Below are 17,080 nucleotides of genomic sequence, written 5' to 3'. Positions count from 1 at the left end.
TCCCCGGTCGGCCGGATGCGGCCGGCGCGGTCACGCATGGCGACCTGATTGATCTTCAAGGCATTTCTGCCCGGCTATGGACGTCGGAAGTGCCCGCCCCGCGACGTGTGGCCGGAGACTGTTAAACATCTCTCTCCTCGGCAAGCCCCGTGTAGAAATCGCGGGATAGACCGGCTTGGCCGCGCGCCGAGTCGTTGAACGGCGGTTTAACGACGCGTCCGATATGGGTCCGAACCAGCGTCCGCCAGTGCGGAACCGGAGCGATTCCGCGAGATTCGCAGGCCGCGAGGAACCAGTGGGTGCCGGCCGCGACATGCCGGATTTCATCGCGATAGATGCGTTCCAGCACGCGCGCCGAGCGCCCGTCGCCGGCGGCGTCGAAGCGGGCAACGGTGGCCGGAGTGACGTCGAGCCCCCGCGCCTCCAGCGCCATCGGCACCACCGCCAGCCGGGCGAGGGGGTCGTGGGCGGTCGACGCCGCCGCCTCCCACAGGCCGTCATGGGCGGGAAGATCCCCATAGGCCGATCCCATCGTCCGCAGGCGGCGGTCGAGGAGGACGAAGTGCATCGCCTCGTCCGCGCCGACCCCGATCCAGTCGTCGACGAAGCGGCGCGGGAAGGCGGCGCCGAACCGCCCCGCCACGTCGAAGGCGAGGTCGATCGCGCCGAATTCGATATGGGCGAGCGCATGGAGCATCGCGATCCGCGCCCGCTCCGAACCCGCCCGCCCGCGCTTGGGCATGCGTCCCGGCGGCAGCAGCTCGGGCCTGGGCGGCCGCGCCGGCCGGTCCGGCATGGCGACGTCGAACCGGTGGGCGAGGTCGCCCCGCCGCCACGCCCGTGCCGCGGCGCGCGCGGCCTTCACCTTGGCATAGGGATCGGCGGCGAGGAGGACGGCCCGGCAGGCCTCGGCGATGCTCATGCCACGCCTCTAGCGGGGCGCGCCCCGCCTGTCAGGATCAGCGTCCGGCGAGCTTCTTCACGTCGTCGACATAGGAGCGGCCGATGCGCTGCTCGCCGCCGCCGGACAGGCGCGCGCACCAATGGCCGGAGGCATCGCGGAACAGGCCGGCGATGGTGTCGCGGCGGATGATCACCGATCGGTGGATGCGGATGAACATCGCCGGATCGAGTTCCTCCTCCAGCTTCTGGATGGTGCGGTGGATGAGCCAGGAGCGGGCGCCGACATGGAGGCGCATATAGTCGCGCTCGGCCGTGATCCGCTCCACGTCGCGAGCCGCGATGCGGACGAGTCCGCTTTGATCGGGCACCCAGAATTCCTCGACATGCGCGCCGGCGCCGGCGCCGCGCCCCTCCCGCTCGCCGCCGCGCAGCTGCGCCCGGGCGCGCTCGATCGCCCGCTCCAGCCGGTCGCGCTCGACCGGCTTCATCAGATAGTCGACCGCCGCCACGTCGAAGGCGGCCACCGCGAAATTGTCGAAGGCGGTGGCGAACACCACCGCCGGGTCGAGCCGCGAGGCGGCGAGCGCGCGGGCGACGTCGATCCCGTCCATGCCCGGCATGGCGATGTCGAGCAGGACGAGGTCGGGCTCCACCGCCTCGGCGATCCGCAGCGCCGCCTCGCCGTCATTGGCGGTGCCGACCACGCTCACCCCCTCGCAGCGGGCGAGCAGCAGCTGCAGCCGCTCCACCGCCAGCGGCTCGTCGTCCACCACCAGGACGCGCAGCGGCGCGGCGTCACTCGCCATCGCGGTTCACCGGGATGAACAGATGGACGGTATAGCCGCCTTCCGGATCGGCGCCGTGCAGCAGGCCCGCCTGCCGGCCGTAGCGGGCGTAGAGCCGGTCCGCGACATTGGCGAGGCCGACGCCGGTGCCGCCCGGCCCGTCGTCCAGCGAGGCGCCCGCCGCCTCGCCGTCGTCCTTCACCTTGATGTGGAGCCGGCCCGCTTCCTCCCAGGCCGTGATCCGGATCGTCACCCCGCGCCGCGACTTGGCGACGCCGTATTTGACCGCATTCTCCACCGCCGGCTGGAGGATCAGCACCGGCACGCGCTGCGACAGCAAGGTCGCCGGGATGTCGATGTCGACGTGGAGCCGGTCCGGGAAGCGGATCTTCTCGATGTCGAGATAGAGGCGCTGGAGCTTGATCTCCTCCTCCAGCGGCACGTCGGCGGTGGGGTCGGCCGACAGGGTGGTGCGGAAGAAGGTGGACAGGTTCATGATCATCCCCTCGGCGACGTCGGTGCGCTGGGAGAGGATCAGCGAGGAGAGCGAATTGAGCGTGTTGAACAGGAAGTGCGGATTGATCTGGTACCGCAGCGCCCTCAGCTGCGCGTCCTGCGCCTCGCGGGCCAGCAGGGCGGCGCGGCGGTCCGCGGCGCGCAATTGCTGCGCATAGCTCATCGCGACATAGAGCGCCGCCCAGGCCGCGAAGAAGAAATACCAGGACACGGTGCTGTCGGCGATCGCCAGCATCGGCTTGTCGAGGATCCGGTGCGCCTCGGGCCGATCCTGCACCCAGGTCGCGGTGAGCGGCGCATAGACGTAGAAGACGAAGAAGTTGAACGCCGCGAACGCCATCGCCGCCGGAAAGCAGATCAGCGCGCCGAAGGTCGCCTTGCGGCGGAGGCTCGCCTGCGCCACGGGCTGCATGGCGAGATAGAGGAGGAAGGTGATCGCGGCGCCGACGACGGTCGCCATCGCCCGCCGCTCCAGCAATTCCGACTGGCCGGGAAAGCCGATCAGCAGGCCGCGCGCCGTCACCAGCGCGAAATAGAAGATCCAGAAGGCGGCGATCGTCTTCAGCGCCAGAGCAAGGTCCGGCAGCCGCCGCGTCACGCCGGGAGCGAGCAGTCTGTCCATGCCCCCCGATAAACCGGGGGATCGGAAAAAACCGCCCTCCGGCCCGTCGTTGGCAGAAACATCGGCGGGGTTCGTCGAAAAGCCGGGCAGCGGCCGGCTGTAGCCGAGCGCGTCGGGCGCGGCGACCGCCGATTCCGTGTGGCGCGATTCTCGGCCCATTCTCCCTCCCGACGACGAGGCTTACAGCCTCGGCCGAAGGGATATCCACAAGAATCTGAACCTTGGGGGAACCCGTTGCGCGTCCGTAAACAGCGCGCTTTCCCGCGGAATTCCGATGACGGGTCTGTGGCCGCCGCGCGACACTGACCGCCTGGTCGCCGAACCGGCAACTTTTTCACGTTGCAGCAGCATCTGAACTCTGATTCAATTCTGAACGGGGAGCGGGGATTTGGTTAACGGCTTTGTAAGCCCTTGAAGTGCATGATCTCCGCCAGGGCAAAAGGAGTGGGATCATGGGTACTCAGACGCGTCCCGCCAATGGAGCGGTTTCGCTGGCGGAAATGAAGGAGTTCGCGAGCTTCTCGAAAGGGACGCAGCGCTACATCCGCCGAGCGCTCGACGTCGGCCTCGGCCGCCGCGACGCCATGAAGCGCTGGTCGCGCGACGTCGCCGAAGCCGCCAGCATCCGCGCGCAGGAACGCGTCTACCGCCGCCTCGACCATATCCGGTCCAACGTCCCGGACGACAGCGGGCTCGACGCGATGGAGCCGCTGATGGCGCCGCTCGTCACGATGACCGCCTTCGACCTCGGCCAGGACCGGCTCCCCGATTTCGCGTCCTACCGCTTTCTCTACGAGCGGCTGATCGGCGCGGCGGTGCGCCCGTGGCTGCCCGCCGCCTTCTGCGCGGCGGCGGCGCTGCCGCACCTCCATCCGGAGCGGCGCCGCGCCTTGCTCCAGTCGATCAGCGAAGCCGCCGCCACCGCCCCCGGCTGGTCGAGCCGCGAGCCGGTCTTCTACCCGGAATGGGTGGAGAAGGTGGATCTGACCGTCGCCGGCTGATCCCCTTACAAGATGTCACGCGCGAACGGCGGGCCTTCGGGTCCGCCGTTTTCGCATCCGGGCCGGGCTTGTTCCGCCTTTGCCGGCGCTTGAATGACGTGAAACGGAGGGTTGCGGCCGGGAATGCCTCCGAAGAAGCGCGGATTCGCGTCGAAGTTCACCTTGTGCACGTGTCGAGCGACCAAAAGTGTGAGTTTCTTAATGATCGGGCCATTGCCGCGAGGTGGTGTCCGACTATGTCAAAGAGCGTCCCCGCAACGACGGTCGCAGGCGAATTCCTACATTGCAAGAGCGCGCGCGGAGGCGCCGTTACCCCTCCGCCCGGCGCTTGCACCACGCGGTCCCCCTCTCCTGCAGGGAGCAGTTTGCGGTTTTGACCAATGCCGGAGGCACTGGCATAGCGCGCGGCATGGCGCTGTATCCGCTCGTTCGTCCGCTCGTCCTCGCGCTTGATGCGGAGCGCGCCCATCGCCTCACCATTGCCGGGCTGAAGCTGCTGCCGGGCGGCGAGCCGGCGCAGCCGGACGGGCGGCTGTCGGTGCGGGTGGCGGGGCTACGCTTCCCCAATCCGGTCGGGCTGGCGGCCGGGTTCGACAAGGACGCCGAAGTGTTCCGGCAGATGCTCGGCTTCGGCTTCGGCTTCGTCGAGGTCGGGACGCTGACGCCCAGGCCGCAGGAGGGCAATCCGCGGCCGCGCCTGTTCCGGCTGACCGAGGACCGGGCGGTGATCAACCGGATGGGCTTCAACAATCAAGGCCAGGCGGCGGCCTGCGCGCGGCTGGAGACGCGGCGGCGGCGCGCCGGCATCGTCGGCGTCAATATCGGCGCGAACAAGGACAGCGCCGACCGGATCGCCGATTATGCGGCGGGCGTCCGCGCGATGCTGGGCGTCGCGGACTATCTCACCGTCAACATCTCCTCCCCCAACACGCCGGGGCTGCGCGGCCTGCAGGACAAGGCGGCGCTCGAGGCGCTGCTCGCCGCCGTTGCCGAGGCGCGGGGCGCGGGGCCGCCCGTCTTCCTGAAGGTCGCGCCGGACCTGGAGCCGCGCGAGGTGGAGGACATCGCCGCGGCCGCGATCGCGCACCGGATCGACGCGCTGATCGTCGCCAACACCACCCTGTCGCGGCCGGACCTGCGCTCCCGCCACCGCAGCGAGGCCGGCGGGCTGTCGGGCGCGCCGCTGAAGGAACTGGCGCTGGCGCGGCTGCGCGACTTCCGCCGCGCGACGGGCGGCGCGCTGCCGCTGATCGCCGCCGGCGGGATCGAGAACGGCGTCGACGCCTGGCATCGGATCAAGGCCGGGGCGAGCCTGGTCCAGCTCTATTCCGCCTTGGTCTATGAAGGACCGGGCCTTGCCGAGCGGATCAACGGCGAGCTGAAGCGGCTGCTGATCCGCGAAGGCTTCCGCAACATCGGCGAAGCGATCGGCGCCGAGGCGCGCTAGTTCGCCGGCTCGACCCGTACCACGCCCTCGCGCCGGGGGTCGGCGCCGCCTTCGAAGCGGCCGCGCGCGACGAACACGCCGTGAAGCCCCGAATCCTCGCCCTGGCCGGGCTGGAGCGCGAGGCCGCGGGCGCGCAGCCCGTCGACGACGCCCGGCGGGAAGCGGGCGACCTCGCCCGACGCGCCGGCGCCGCGGGCGATGAGATTGGGAAGCGCGATCGCTTCCTCCATCGACAGGTTCCAGTCGACGACGCCGACCATCGCCTTGCCGACATAAGCGAGGATCGCGTTGCCGCCGGGCGAGCCGAGAGCGCCGGCGAAGCGGCCGTCCGGGCCGATCATGACGAGCGGCGTCATCGACGAACGCGGGCGCTTGCCGGGCGCGATGGCGTTGGCCGCCGGCCGGCCTTCGGCGTCGCGCGGCTGGAAGGAGAAATCGGTCATCTCGTTGTTGAGGAAGAAGCCGTCGACCATCCGGCCCGAGCCGAAGATCGATTCGACGGTGGCGGTGACCGAGACGACGTTGCCGGCCGCGTCGCCGACGATGAAATGCGTGGTGCCGGCGGGCTCCAGCGTGGCGTCGCGGGCGGCGAGCGGGGCGCCCGGCGGGTTGCCGGCGGCCGGCGGCGGACCGGCCCGGTCCCCGATCAAACGCGCGCGGGCGGCGATATAGGCCGGATCGAGCAGGCCGGCGACCGGCACCTGCGCGAAGGCGGGATCGCCGACGAAGCGGTCGCGATCGGCGTACATCAGGCGGCTCGCCTCGGCGAACAGGAACCAGGCCTGGGGATCGCCCGGCCCGCGATCGGCGATGTCGGTGCGCTCCAGCATGGCGAGCAGCTGGAGCAGGCCCACCCCGCTCGACGGCGGCGGCGGGACGCAGACGAGATAGACGCGGTAGGGTCGGCACAAAGGATCGCGCTTCACCGGCCGGTAGCCGGCGAGATCGGCGAGCGTCATCGTGCCGGGCAGCGGCCCCGCGCGGGTGCGGGCGACGATCCGCTCCGCCGTCGGCCCGCGGTGGAGCGCGTCCGAGCCCTGCGCGGCGAGGCGGGTCAGGAATTCGGCATAAGCCGGGTTGCGCAGCCGGTCGCCGACGCCGACCAGCCCGCCGCCGGGCTTGGCGAAATAGGCGAGGACATCGGGGGTCGAGGCCTGCGGGAAGGCACCGCCGATGAAACGGGCGAGACGGGGGCTGACGATGAAGCCCTCGCGGGCGGTGCGCTCGGCATCGCCGAACAGGCTGTTCCAGGGGAGCCGGCCATGTTCGCGGTGGGCGAGCTCCATAGCCCGGACGACGCCGGGAACGCCGGTCGCGCGGCCGCCGACCACCGCCTGCGCGAAGGGCAGCGGGTTGCCGCCGTCGCCCAGGAACATGTCGGGCGTGGCACCCGCCGGCGCGGTTTCGCGGCCGTCATAGACGACCGGCCGGCCGGTGGCGGCGTCGAAATAAGTGAGGAAGGAGCCGCCGCCAAGGCCCGAGCTTTGCGGTTCGACCAGTGACAGCATTGCCTGGACGGCAATCGCCGCGTCGATCGCGCTGCCGCCGCGACGGAGCACGTTCATGCCCGCGTCGGCGGCGAGCGGATTGGCGGCGGCGACGAAGATCTGGCGGGGCGGCTCGGCGGGCTCGGGCGGCGCCGTGGTCGCGCAGCCGGCGAGCGCCGCCATAGCGGCCAGCAGCCAGAACAGTCGCTCGATCATACCAATCGCCTCGCCTCGTCGTCCGTGCGACGGGCCTAGCGGAGGCGGGAGCGCAGGTCCACGCTCGATCAGGCGTGGCGCGCGCGCTCCGATCCGCTAAGAAGGGTCCCCGCAAGGCGGCGAAGAGCGCCGGCGGAGGGAGGATCGATGCGTCAACTCGAACATTTTCCGAATCTCGTGACGATGTTCTTCGTCCGCGCCGAAGAGAAAGGCGACGCGCCTTTCCTGTGGGCGAAGAAGGGCGGCAGCTGGCAATCGACGAGCTGGCGCGAGGCGGCCGAGACGGTGTCGAAGCTGGCGGCGGCGCTCAGGACGATGGGCCTGAAGCCGGGCGACCGGGTGATGCTGGTGTCGGAGAACCGGCCGGAATGGTGCCTGGCCGATCTCGCGATCATGGCCGCGGGCTGCGTCACCGTCCCCACCTACACCACCAACACCGAGCGCGACCACCAGCACATCCTGGACGACAGCGGGGCGCGGGCGGTGATCGTTTCCACCAACAAGCTGGCGAGGACGCTGCTGCCCGCCGCGGTGCGCACATCGGGCTGCGAACATGTGATCGCGATGGAGCCGATCGCCGCGGGCCAGGCGAGCAACATCGTCCTTCACGACTGGCAGGCGGTGATCGACGCCGAGCCGGCGGACGTCGCCGGCTGCGCCGCGGGCGCGACGTTCGGGCGGGGCGACCTGGCCTGCATCATCTACACCTCGGGCACCGGCGGCGCGCCGCGCGGCGTGATGCAGCATCATGGCGCGGTGCTCCACAATGTCGAGGGCTGCACCGCCGTCATCTCGGAGGATTTCGGCTGGGAGGACGAGGTGTTCCTGTCCTTCCTGCCGCTCAGCCACGCTTATGAGCATAGCGGCGGGCAGATGTTCCCGGTCGGACTCGGCGCCCAGATCTATTATTCAGAAGGGCTGGAGAAGCTCGCCTCCAACATCGAGGAGACGAAGCCCACGATCATGGTGGTGGTGCCGCGCCTGTTCGAGGTGCTGCGCCAGCGCATCCTGAAGAATGTCGAGAAGCAGGGCCGGGTGCCGCAATATCTGATGCGCCGCGCGCTCGAGATCGGCGCGCGCGACTATGAGGGCAAGAAGACCATCTGGGACAAGCCGATGGACATGATCCTCGACGCGATGCTGCGGCCCAAGATCCAGCAGCGGTTCGGCGGGCGCATAAAGGCGATGGTGTCGGGCGGGGCGCCGCTGAACCCGGAGGTCGGCATCTTCTTCCATTCGCTCGGCCTCACCTTGCTGCAGGGCTATGGCCAGACCGAGGCGGCGCCGGTGATCAGCTGCAACCGGCCGAGCGCGGGGATCAAGATGGACACGGTCGGCCCGCCTTTGCCCAACACCGAGGTGAAGATCGCCGAGGACGGCGAGATCCTGGTGAGGGGCGAGCTCGTCATGCACGGCTATTGGCGCAACGAGGCGCAGACCGCGCGGACCCTGGTCGCCGGCTGGCTCCACACCGGCGACGTCGGCCATATCGACGAGAAGGGCCGCATCAAGATCACCGACCGCAAGAAGGACATCATCGTCCTCGACAAGGGGGATAATGTCGCGCCGCAGCGGGTCGAGGGCATGCTGACGCTGCAGCCGGAGATCGTGCAGGCGATGGTGGCGGGCGACAAGCGGCCCTATCTGGTCGGCCTCGTCGTCCCCGATCCCGAATGGACGGCCGAATGGTGCGCGGCGCAGGGGCGCAAATGCCACTTCGCCGATCTGGCGCGCGATCCGGATTATCTGCGCGCCCTGTCGGCGGCGGTCGACCGGGTGAACGGCGAGCTGTCGGTGATCGAGAAGGTGCGCCGCTTCATCGTCGCGGACGAGCCGTTCACGGTCGAGAACGAGCAGCTCACCCCGTCGATCAAGATCCGGCGCCACGTGCTGAAGCAGGTCTATGGCGAGCGGCTGGACGCGCTCTACCGCAAGTAAGGGGGCCGGGAGCGCTCAGCGCTCCACGGCGAACAGCACGCTGTCCCCGTCGCGCCAGATTTCGCGCAGGCCTTCGGCAAGCGCCGGATCGTAAGGCGGCGGATCGATCAGCCAGACATAATCGAACGCCTCGCGCGGGAAGGTCGCGAGCGCGAGCGAGAGCGGCCGCCACACCTCGCCCCCGCAGCGGCGGGCGGTGACGATCTGCGAGGGATCGCGGATGAAGGGCCGGCCGGCCCGGTAGTGGACGTCGAGGAGCTGCGCGCCCTCCATCGTCCACTGGTCGTTGGAAAAGGCGGCGCGGCGCACGATGGCGAGGCCGGGCAGATGCAGCATCCGGTTCATCGCCCAGGGCTGGCGGCATTCGCGCGCGACGAAGGAGACGAGGCGCGCGCCTTCGGGGACATGGTCGAGCGCGGCGAGGTTGCGGTCGAACTCGCGGTCGTAGAGCGCGGCGCTGACGGTGCCGGCGCCGGTCCGCACCAGCACGAAGGCGAGCCCCGCCACCGCCATCCAGCGCATGAAGCGCAGGCTCGACCCTTCCGGGAAGCGGATGGCGAGCAGGCCGACCGCGAAGAGATAGGGGGCGAGCCGCATGTCGGCATAGGCCGATCCGAAGACGATGCGCGGCAGCAGCACGAAGACGATGCTGAGGAACAGGGCCGAGGCGGCGAGGTTGCGCGAGAAGACGAGCTTCCAGCTGACCATCGCCCAGCCGATCAGCAGCACCGCGATGCCGAGCGAGACCTGGTCGAACAGCTCCCACCGGTCGCGCAGCACCATGGTCAGCCAGTCGAGCTTCACCTCCATGTTGAAGAAATCGACCGTCTGGCCGGCGGCGTTGCTGCGCCAGGCGAGCATCAGCGCGACCGGCGGCGCCAAGGCGAGGCAATGGACGGCGGCGCGCACCCCCGCGACGACGAAATGGTGGCCGCGATCGTGCTGGCGGACGAGCTCGGCCGAGAAGGCCAGCACGCCGAGCGTCCCCCAGCCGAAGGCGTGGGTGACCCAGACGACCATCGACAGCGGCACGAACAAAGCGGCGCGCAGCCGCAGCCGCTCGAGCCGGGCGAGGCGGAGCCACAGGCCGAAGGCGAGGAAGGCGAACGCCATCGACAAGGCGAAATTGACGAAGCCGAACAGGAAGGGAAAATTGTAGGCGAAGGGGACGGCGAACAAAGCGGTCGGCGTCACTTCGCCATGCACTTCGCGCGCGACCCAGAGGAAGCCGGCGACGGTGAGCGGCGGGATCGACAGGACGATGAGCTTCACCGCCGGCTCGAGCCCGATAAGCGGCGCCAGCAGCTCGACCAGGATGTCGACGCCGAGATTGCCGATCAGCGCCCATTCGAAGGCGAAGAATTGCTGGAGCGCGGGCGTGTCGGCGAGATCGAGCTGCACCCGGTAGCGGCCCATATGGCCGGGCAGATCGAGCAGCGGCGGAACGTCCGGAAGCAGCAGCGGGACCGCCGACAGCAGGACGAGGGCGAGGACGAACCAGCGCTGCTCCCACCAGTGGAGATGTTTGGCCGGGGCAGCTTTCAACTCACTCTCACGCTTTGGCGGGCGGAAACCAGCCCGGCCTTCCCGGAATTGCCGGAAAGATCAACCGCTATGTTGCCTTCGCGGCCCCGCCGGGGGCGGAGAGGTCAAGAGTCCGCCGCGTCCGCACTGGCCGTGTCGCGGGCGCGCAGCAGGATCCAGGGTACCCGGTCCGGCTCGAACAGGTTGCGGTGCTGGCGGTCGAAGAAGGGCGGAATATGATCGCCGACGATCATGATGTCGGTGGCGGGGAAATCGGGCTGGGTAACTTCGTGCGCCAGCGCCCGCCCGGTCTCGTCAAACAGCTGGAACAGGCGGCAGGCCATGGGAAAATCCTCGGCCATCGCCGGATCGAAGCGGGCGCAATGGTCGGTGTTGAGCTGTTCGCTCTCGACCACCGGCAGGTGCGAGTTGACGGTGAGCCAGTAGAGGAATTCCGGCGCCTCGGCCGACTTCAGCCGCTCGCCGATCAGCCGCGGCACGTCCCGGTCGCAGGCGCCCGGGAAGACGCCCGGGCAAACGTCGGCGCCGCCGCGGATCAGCTCCGGCGCGAACCGCATCTCCTCGAATCCGATATTGGGATACCATTTCAGCCGGTCGAAGAAGCTGCCCTGGAAGCTGTGCCAGGCGGAAGTATGGTAGCCGCGCGCGGCGAGCAGGCCGGGCAGGCAGCGGCGGTCGGCGCGCTCGATCAGCGCCGGATAATCGCCCCAGCGGCCGCACAATTCGCGCACCTCGCCATTGGTGGTCGACCCGTAGAACAAGGTCTCGCCGGTCACGACTTCATAGCGTTCGCGCACTTCGGGGCGTGCCCAGAGGTCGACGAGGCGGCGGCGCAGGGCCGGATCGGCCGGCTGGCCCATCGCCTCGACCATGACGAGGACGAGGTGGCGCTCGCCGTCGGCCACGTCGAGCAGACGGCTGCCCGACACGGCGGAAGTGAAGGGGGCGCCGGCGGGCGCGATCCTCTTGTAGGAGCCGCGGTCGCCATAGGACATGGCGACATCGGCCGAGGCCGTCACGAAGACGGCGCAGACGGCGATCACCCAGCGCCGCGCTGCGACCAGCTCGGTCGGGCGGCGGAGCAGGCGCCAGGCCGCCACCAGGGTCAGCAGCACCGCGACCGCGCAGACGATATATTCGAGCGAGGCCGACGGATTGAGCTCGGCCGCGAAACGCAAGGAATAGAAGAGCGAGCCGACGCTGAGATTGAACAAAGCGGAGATGAACACCAGAGCGGAGAACAGCATCGCCCCCACGAAGGCGGTCAGCTTCACCCAGAAGGGCGAGCGGTGGGTAAGAACGCCGAGCAGGCCGGTCAGGACGATCGCCGTCGGCCGCGGCGGGCCGCCGATCAGCCAGAGCAGCCAATAGCCGATATTGGGCAGCAGCAGCCAGCAGACCAGCCAGTTCAGCAGCGAGCGGACCGCGTCCGGCTCCCGGCCCCATAAAGCGACGTTCGGCATGCGCATCCGGCTCTCTCCCCCCCGTTCAGGGCGGGAATGTCACCCAAGCGCCTAAATTGTGGTTAACGCGCGGTGGCTATTCGGCCGCCTTCATGCGCTGCGACCAATCCTCGTCGCGAAAATGGGCGCGCTCGATGTCGAACATATAGTCGCGCGTCATCGGCACGGAATCGCGGCGCTTCAGATACTGGACCTGCCAGTTGACCATGCCGCCATAGCGGAAGGCGGCTTCGGCGCCCGCCAGATAGAATTGCCACATGCGGAAGAAGCGCTCGTCGTAGAGCTGGACGATCTCCTCGCGCGCGGCGTTGGTGCGGCGGAACCATTCTTCCAGCGTATGGGCGTAATGGTAGCGCAGCGCCTCCACGTCGGCGACGATCAGCCGGTGCTTCTCCGCCTCCGAGACCAGTTCCGACAAGGCCGGGATGTAGCCGCCGGGGAAGATATATTTGCGGGTCCATTTGTCGGTGGTGCCGGGCCCGCCCATGCGGCCGCAGCAATGGCTGACCATGATGCCGTCGTCGGTCAGCAATTCCCGGCATTTGGCGTAGAAGCCCGGATAATGCGGCGTGCCGAGATGTTCGATCAGGCCGACATTGACGATGCGGTCGAACGGCCCCTCGACGTCGCGATAGTCCATCAGCTCGAACTTCACCCGGTCGGCGACGCCCGCCGCCTCCGCCCGTTCCTTGCAGAAGGCGATCTGGTCGGGCGCGAGCGCGACGCCGAGCACGTCGACGTCGAATTCGCGGTGGAGCCACAAAGCGAGCCCGCCCCAGCCGCAGCCGATGTCGAGCACGCGCATGCCCGGCTTCAGGTAGAGCTTGCCGGCGAGATGGGCCTTCTTGTCCCACTGCGCCTTTTCGAGGCTGTTGCCGGTGTCGCGATAATAAGCGCAGGTATATTGCCGGTCCTCGTCGAGGAACAGTTCGTAGAGGCGGCGGGTGAGATTGTAGGTGTGCTCGGCATTGCGGCGCGAGCGCGCCTTCCAGTTGATCTGATCGACCCGCCCCGCCACGGCGGCGGCGATGCGACGCACCGGCCCCTTCGGTCTCAGACCGCCCGGCCGCTCGAACGGCGCGTTGTAGCGGGCGAGCAGAGCGAGGTCGCGCACGTCGCCTTCCTCCACCACCATCCGCCCGTCCATATAAGCCTCGCCCGCGCCGACGCGCGGATCCTTGGCGATGTGGAAGGCGGCGCCGGCGTCGGTCAGCCGGACGCGTACCGGCCGCAGCTCCGGCACGGGTGCGCCGTAGCGATATTCGCGGCCCTTATGGTCGATGACGGTCAGTTCGCCCTTCTTGACGACCTGGCGGAGCAATTTGTCGAGCAGCCACATGGCCCCGCACGATAAGCCGATGGCGCGCCCGCGCAAGCGGCTAAGTGGGGAGCTCGATCCTCCCTGTGGAGCGTAGCTCCATGGGGAGGGGGACCGGGCGCAGCCCGGTGGAGGGGCAATCGGTGCCGGCAGCTCGCCTTGCTCGCGCCCCTCCACCAGCCTACGGCTGGTCCCCCTCCCCATCGCCTTCGGCGACAGGGAGGATCGGGTTGCTTAACCCGCCATCAGCGCGCGAAGGGCGCTGTTGAGGTCGGCGGCGCGGAAGGGTTTCTGGAGGACGGGGGCGGCGCGGTGCTTTTCCTCCACGCCGCGCGCGCCGTAGCCGGTCGCGAAGAGATAGGGGATGCCGCGCCGGGCGAGGATGTCGGCGACGGGGAAGCTCGGCTCTCCGGCGAGGTTGACGTCGAGCATCGCCGCGTCGAACGCGCCGTCGGCGGCGAGCGCCAGTGCGGGTTCGAGCCGGCTCGCCAGCCCGGCCACTTCGTGCCCCAGCTCCAGCAGCATGTCCTCGATGTTCATCGCCACCAGCATCTCGTCCTCGACGACGAGGATGCGCAGGCGGCGCTCAGCCACGCTCTGGCTCGACCGCCTGGGCGGCCTCCAGCGAGGCGTCGATCTCGCAGCGCAGCCCGTCCGCGTCGAACAGCATCGTCGCCGCGCCGCCGAGATCGGACTGGAGCCCGCGCTCGATCAGCCGCGAGCCGAAGCCGCGGCGGGCGGGCGCGACCACCGGCGGTCCGCCGCTTTCCTTCCACACCAGCCTCAGCCGCCCCTCCCCCGTCGACCAGCGGATCGACACGCGGCCGCCCTCCGCCGACAGCGCGCCATATTTGGCGGCGTTGGTGCCGAGCTCGTGCAGCGCCAGCGACAGAGCGAGGGCGGCGCGCGGCGCCAGCCAGATCGGATCGCCCGCGACTTCGAAACGCGCGCGCTCCCCGGCCAGATATTCGGTCGCGTCCGCCACCACCCGCTCCAGCGGGGCGCCCTCCCAATTGCGCTCCGTCAGCATGTTGTGGGCGCGCGACAGCGCCTGCAGCCGCGCCTCGAAGCGGGCGCGCGCCTCTTCGAGCGGGATGTCGCCCTTCAGAGTCTGGAAGGCGATCGCCTGGACGGTGGCGAGCGTGTTCTTCACCCGGTGGTTGAGCTCGTTGATCAGCAGCCGCTGATGGTCCTCGGCGACCTTGCGCTCGTGGATGTCCTCGGTCGTGCCGTACCAGAGGCAGATGTTGCCGTCCTCGTCGCGGCGCGGAAAGGCGCGCGAGCGGCACCAGCGGACGCCGCCGTCGGTCTGCAGGACGCGATGTTCGATGTCGTAGGGCTCTCCGCTCGCGACGCTGCGCGCCCAGGCTTCGAAAGTGCGTGCCCGGTCCTCCGGGTGGAGCCCCTCGGCCCAGCTGTCGCCGGTGCCGTCGGTGCCGGTCCATTCGCGCCAGCGCCGGGCGACGCGGTTGAGCTGCCCGTCGGGCAGCGCGGTCCAGCTGACCTGCGGGTTCAGTTCGACGACGTGGCGGTAATGGTCCTCACTGTCGCGCAGCGAGCGTTCGGCCTGCGCCCGCTCGACGGCCGCCCAGGTGCGTTCGGCGACGTCGCGGGCGATGGCGATCTCCGCCCGCTTCCACTGGCGCGGCGAGGATTCGTGGACGTAGAGGATCGCCCGCACCCGGCCGAGCCGCACCAGCGGCACGACGATCAGCGCGCGCACCCCGATCGCGTCCCAGTTGACGCTGTGTTCGGGGTCCGAGGCTTCGGGGAAGGCGCGATAGTCGGCGACCGGGATCGCCTCGCCGGCGCGGAGCAGCTCGATCGCGCCGGGGCCGAAGGAGTCGACCGGCGCGCGCTGGCCGACCAGGCTCGGCACCGACGGATCGCGCGTCCAGTCCCGCCGCACCGTCAGCATCTTCTCTTCGGGATCGAGCTCGGCATAGCCGACCCGCGCGACGTCGAGATAGCGGCCGAGCAACTCGGTCGCGGCGGCCTTCACCTCGGAGGGTTCGGCGGCGGAGCGCAGATGGTCGGCGAGCCGCACCTGGAAGGCCATGCGCCGCTCGGCGGCGACGGTCTTGGTGATCTCCTGGCGCAGGCCCATGATGCCTTCGACCTCGCCCGCATCGCCGACGATCGGCACCAGGCTGTAGGACCACCAGGTCTCCTCGATCAGCCCGCCGCGCATCAGCGGCACCATCTGCTCGCGGATCGACAGGCCCTCGCCGGTGGCGCGGACATGGTCGAATTGCGGGCCGAGCAGGCCCCACAGGTCCTGCCACGCCTCGCGCGCGGTCTGCCCCAGCTGCCCGGGCGGCCGGTCGCCGATCCGTTCGGCCCAGGCGTCGTTGAAGATGATGGTGAGCTCCGGCCCCCAATAGACCGCCATCGGCGCGGGCGAGCGTTCGAGCAGCGAGACGGCGAAGCGCAGCCGCTCCGGCCATTGCGAGATCGGACCGATCGGAGTCGCGGCCCAGTCGAAGCCGCGGATGCGCAGGCTCATGCCCGGCGTTTCGCCGTCATCGCCCTGCGGCAGGATCGGGGCCATCTTCACGCGCACTCCACTTTGGACGGCAGGATAGACCGCGCCGCCGCATTAACAAAGCGTTGAGTGACCCCTCAGGCCGCCGCGTCTTCCAGCGCCGCCTGCTTCTCCGCGGCGAGCCGGTCGAGCTCGGCCCGGCTCTTCTTCTCGGCGGCGGACTTCAGCTGACCGCAGGCGGCCATGATGTCGCGGCCGCGCGGGCGGCGGATCGGGGCGGAGATGCCGGCTTCGAAGATGATGTCCGAAAAGCGCTGCACCCGCTCGTCCGACGAACATTCGTAGGGCGCGCCGGGCCACGGGTTGAAGGGGATGAGGTTGACCTTGGCCGGCAGCTTGTACTTGCGGATCAGCCGGACGAGCTCGCGCGCATCCTCGTCGCTGTCGTTCTTGTCCTTCAGCATCACATATTCGAAGGTGATGCGGCGGGCATTGTTGGCGCCCGGATAATCGGCGCAGGCCTGGAGCAGCTCCTCGATCCCGTATTTGCGGTTCAAGGGCACGATCTCGTCGCGGATCTCCTTGGTGACCGCGTGGAGCGAGACGGCGAGGTTGACCCCGATCTCCGCCCCCGCCTTCGCCATCATCGGCACCACGCCGGAGGTGGACAAGGTGATGCGGCGGCGGGAGAGGCCGAGGCCGTCGCCGTCCATCACGATCTTCAGCGCGTCGCGGACATTGTCGAAATTGTAGAGCGGCTCGCCCATGCCCATCATCACGATGTTGCTGAGCATGCGCCCCTCGGGCTGCGACGGCCATTCGCCGAGCGTGTCGCGGGCCAGCATCACCTGCCCGACGATCTCGCCCGGCGTGAGGTTGCGCACCAGACGCATCGTGCCGGTGTGGCAGAAGCGGCAATTGAGGGTGCAGCCGACCTGGCTCGACACGCAGAGCGTGCCGCGGTCCGCGTCGGGGATGAACACCATCTCGAAATCGTTGCCGTCGGGCGTGCGCAGCAGCCATTTGCGGGTGCCGTCGGTCGAGACGAGATGTTCGACCACCTCGGGCCGGCCGATCACGAAGCGCTCGGCGAACCAGGCGCGCTGCGGCTTGGCGATGTCGCTCATCGCATCGAAGCCGGTGGCGCCACGATTGTAGATCTGGTGCCAGATCTGCTTGGCGCGTAGCTTCGCCTGGCGGGCGTCGAGCCCCGCCTCCTCGAGCGCGGCGCGGATCTGCTCGCGCGACAGGCCGACGAGGTCGACGCGCGCGTCGCCGCTTTCCACGGGCGCCCGCGGGACGGGCACCGGATCGATATGTCCGGGTATCTGCATCGCCGCCATGTAGGCGCGGC

General features: G+C 69.5%; 13 protein-coding genes. 3 read left to right on the top strand and 10 right to left on the bottom strand.

The genetic code is table 11. The features are described 5' to 3' along the window. Nucleotides 1-121: 121 nt before the first annotated feature. The 3 genes from ACK4K7_RS02045 to ACK4K7_RS02035 are packed head-to-tail and all read right to left on the bottom strand — an operon-like array spanning nt 122 to nt 2,826. Nucleotides 122-922, bottom strand: a complete 801-nt coding sequence (locus tag ACK4K7_RS02045) for a ferritin-like domain-containing protein (protein ID WP_431863478.1) — start codon at nt 920-922, stop codon at nt 122-124. A gap of 37 nt (nt 923-959) precedes the next feature. Then, nucleotides 960-1,709 (bottom strand): LytR/AlgR family response regulator transcription factor, encoded by a 750-nt coding sequence (locus ACK4K7_RS02040; RefSeq protein WP_431863477.1) that lies wholly within the window; start codon nt 1,707-1,709, stop codon nt 960-962. Then, nucleotides 1,699-2,826 carry a sensor histidine kinase gene (locus ACK4K7_RS02035; RefSeq protein WP_431863476.1) on the bottom strand — a complete coding sequence of 376 codons (1,128 nt, stop codon included), beginning with the start codon at nt 2,824-2,826 and terminating at the stop codon, nt 1,699-1,701. The genes ACK4K7_RS02040 and ACK4K7_RS02035 overlap by 11 nt, the downstream gene beginning before the upstream one ends. Nucleotides 2,827-3,278: 452 nt before the next feature. Here ACK4K7_RS02035 and ACK4K7_RS02030 point away from each other — a divergent pair, with 452 nt between their 5' ends. Continuing rightward, nucleotides 3,279-3,827: a hypothetical protein gene (locus ACK4K7_RS02030; protein ID WP_431863475.1), complete on the top strand. Its 549-nt coding sequence runs from the start codon at nt 3,279-3,281 to the stop codon at nt 3,825-3,827. Between the two features lie 409 nt (nt 3,828-4,236). Then, the gene (locus ACK4K7_RS02025) at nt 4,237-5,274 is read left to right on the top strand and encodes a quinone-dependent dihydroorotate dehydrogenase (RefSeq protein ID WP_431863474.1); all 1,038 of its coding nucleotides are present in this window, start codon (nt 4,237-4,239) and stop codon (nt 5,272-5,274) included. On the opposite strand, the gene ACK4K7_RS02020 is transcribed toward ACK4K7_RS02025, so the two are convergent. Then, a complete protein-coding gene (locus tag ACK4K7_RS02020) occupies nt 5,271-6,977 on the bottom strand; it encodes a gamma-glutamyltransferase family protein (protein ID WP_431863473.1) in 1,707 nt (568 codons plus the stop codon). The genes ACK4K7_RS02025 and ACK4K7_RS02020 overlap by 4 nt on opposite strands. 147 nt (nt 6,978-7,124) lie before the next feature. On the opposite strand from ACK4K7_RS02020, the gene ACK4K7_RS02015 reads away from it, so the two are divergent. Beyond that, a complete protein-coding gene (locus tag ACK4K7_RS02015; RefSeq protein ID WP_431863472.1) occupies nt 7,125-8,915 on the top strand; it encodes an AMP-dependent synthetase/ligase in 1,791 nt (596 codons plus the stop codon). Between the two features lie 15 nt (nt 8,916-8,930). On the opposite strand, the gene ACK4K7_RS02010 is transcribed toward ACK4K7_RS02015, so the two are convergent. The 6 genes from ACK4K7_RS02010 to rlmN all read right to left on the bottom strand — a co-directional run bounded on the left by ACK4K7_RS02010 (nt 8,931) and on the right by rlmN (nt 17,060). Further along, nucleotides 8,931-10,460, bottom strand: coding sequence for a hypothetical protein (locus tag ACK4K7_RS02010; RefSeq protein ID WP_431863471.1), 1,530 nt, complete (start codon nt 10,458-10,460; stop codon nt 8,931-8,933). Between the two features lie 104 nt (nt 10,461-10,564). Beyond that, nucleotides 10,565-11,929 carry a sulfatase-like hydrolase/transferase gene (locus ACK4K7_RS02005; RefSeq protein WP_431863470.1) on the bottom strand — a complete coding sequence of 455 codons (1,365 nt, stop codon included), beginning with the start codon at nt 11,927-11,929 and terminating at the stop codon, nt 10,565-10,567. Nucleotides 11,930-11,999: 70 nt separating this feature from the next. Then, nucleotides 12,000-13,262 carry a class I SAM-dependent methyltransferase gene (locus ACK4K7_RS02000; RefSeq protein WP_431863469.1) on the bottom strand — a complete coding sequence of 421 codons (1,263 nt, stop codon included), beginning with the start codon at nt 13,260-13,262 and terminating at the stop codon, nt 12,000-12,002. A 213-nt stretch (nt 13,263-13,475) separates the two neighbouring features. After that, complete coding sequence (locus tag ACK4K7_RS01995; RefSeq protein ID WP_431863468.1) at nt 13,476-13,835, bottom strand: response regulator; 360 nt, start codon at nt 13,833-13,835, stop codon at nt 13,476-13,478. Then, on the bottom strand, nt 13,828-15,792 hold the full coding sequence (locus ACK4K7_RS01990; RefSeq protein WP_431863630.1) for an HWE histidine kinase domain-containing protein: 1,965 nt from the start codon (nt 15,790-15,792) through the stop codon (nt 13,828-13,830). The genes ACK4K7_RS01995 and ACK4K7_RS01990 overlap by 8 nt, the downstream gene beginning before the upstream one ends. A gap of 71 nt (nt 15,793-15,863) precedes the next feature. Further along, nucleotides 15,864-17,060, bottom strand: coding sequence for a 23S rRNA (adenine(2503)-C(2))-methyltransferase RlmN (gene rlmN / locus ACK4K7_RS01985; protein ID WP_431863467.1), 1,197 nt, complete (start codon nt 17,058-17,060; stop codon nt 15,864-15,866). Nucleotides 17,061-17,080: the final 20 nt, after the last annotated feature.

Origin of the sequence: Allosphingosinicella sp., from assembly GCF_046295735.1 — a bacterium.
Lineage (GTDB): Bacteria > Pseudomonadota > Alphaproteobacteria > Sphingomonadales > Sphingomonadaceae > Allosphingosinicella.
The sequence above is the reverse complement of the archived record's forward strand: the minus strand, read 5'-3'. Positions and strand labels throughout refer to the sequence as shown.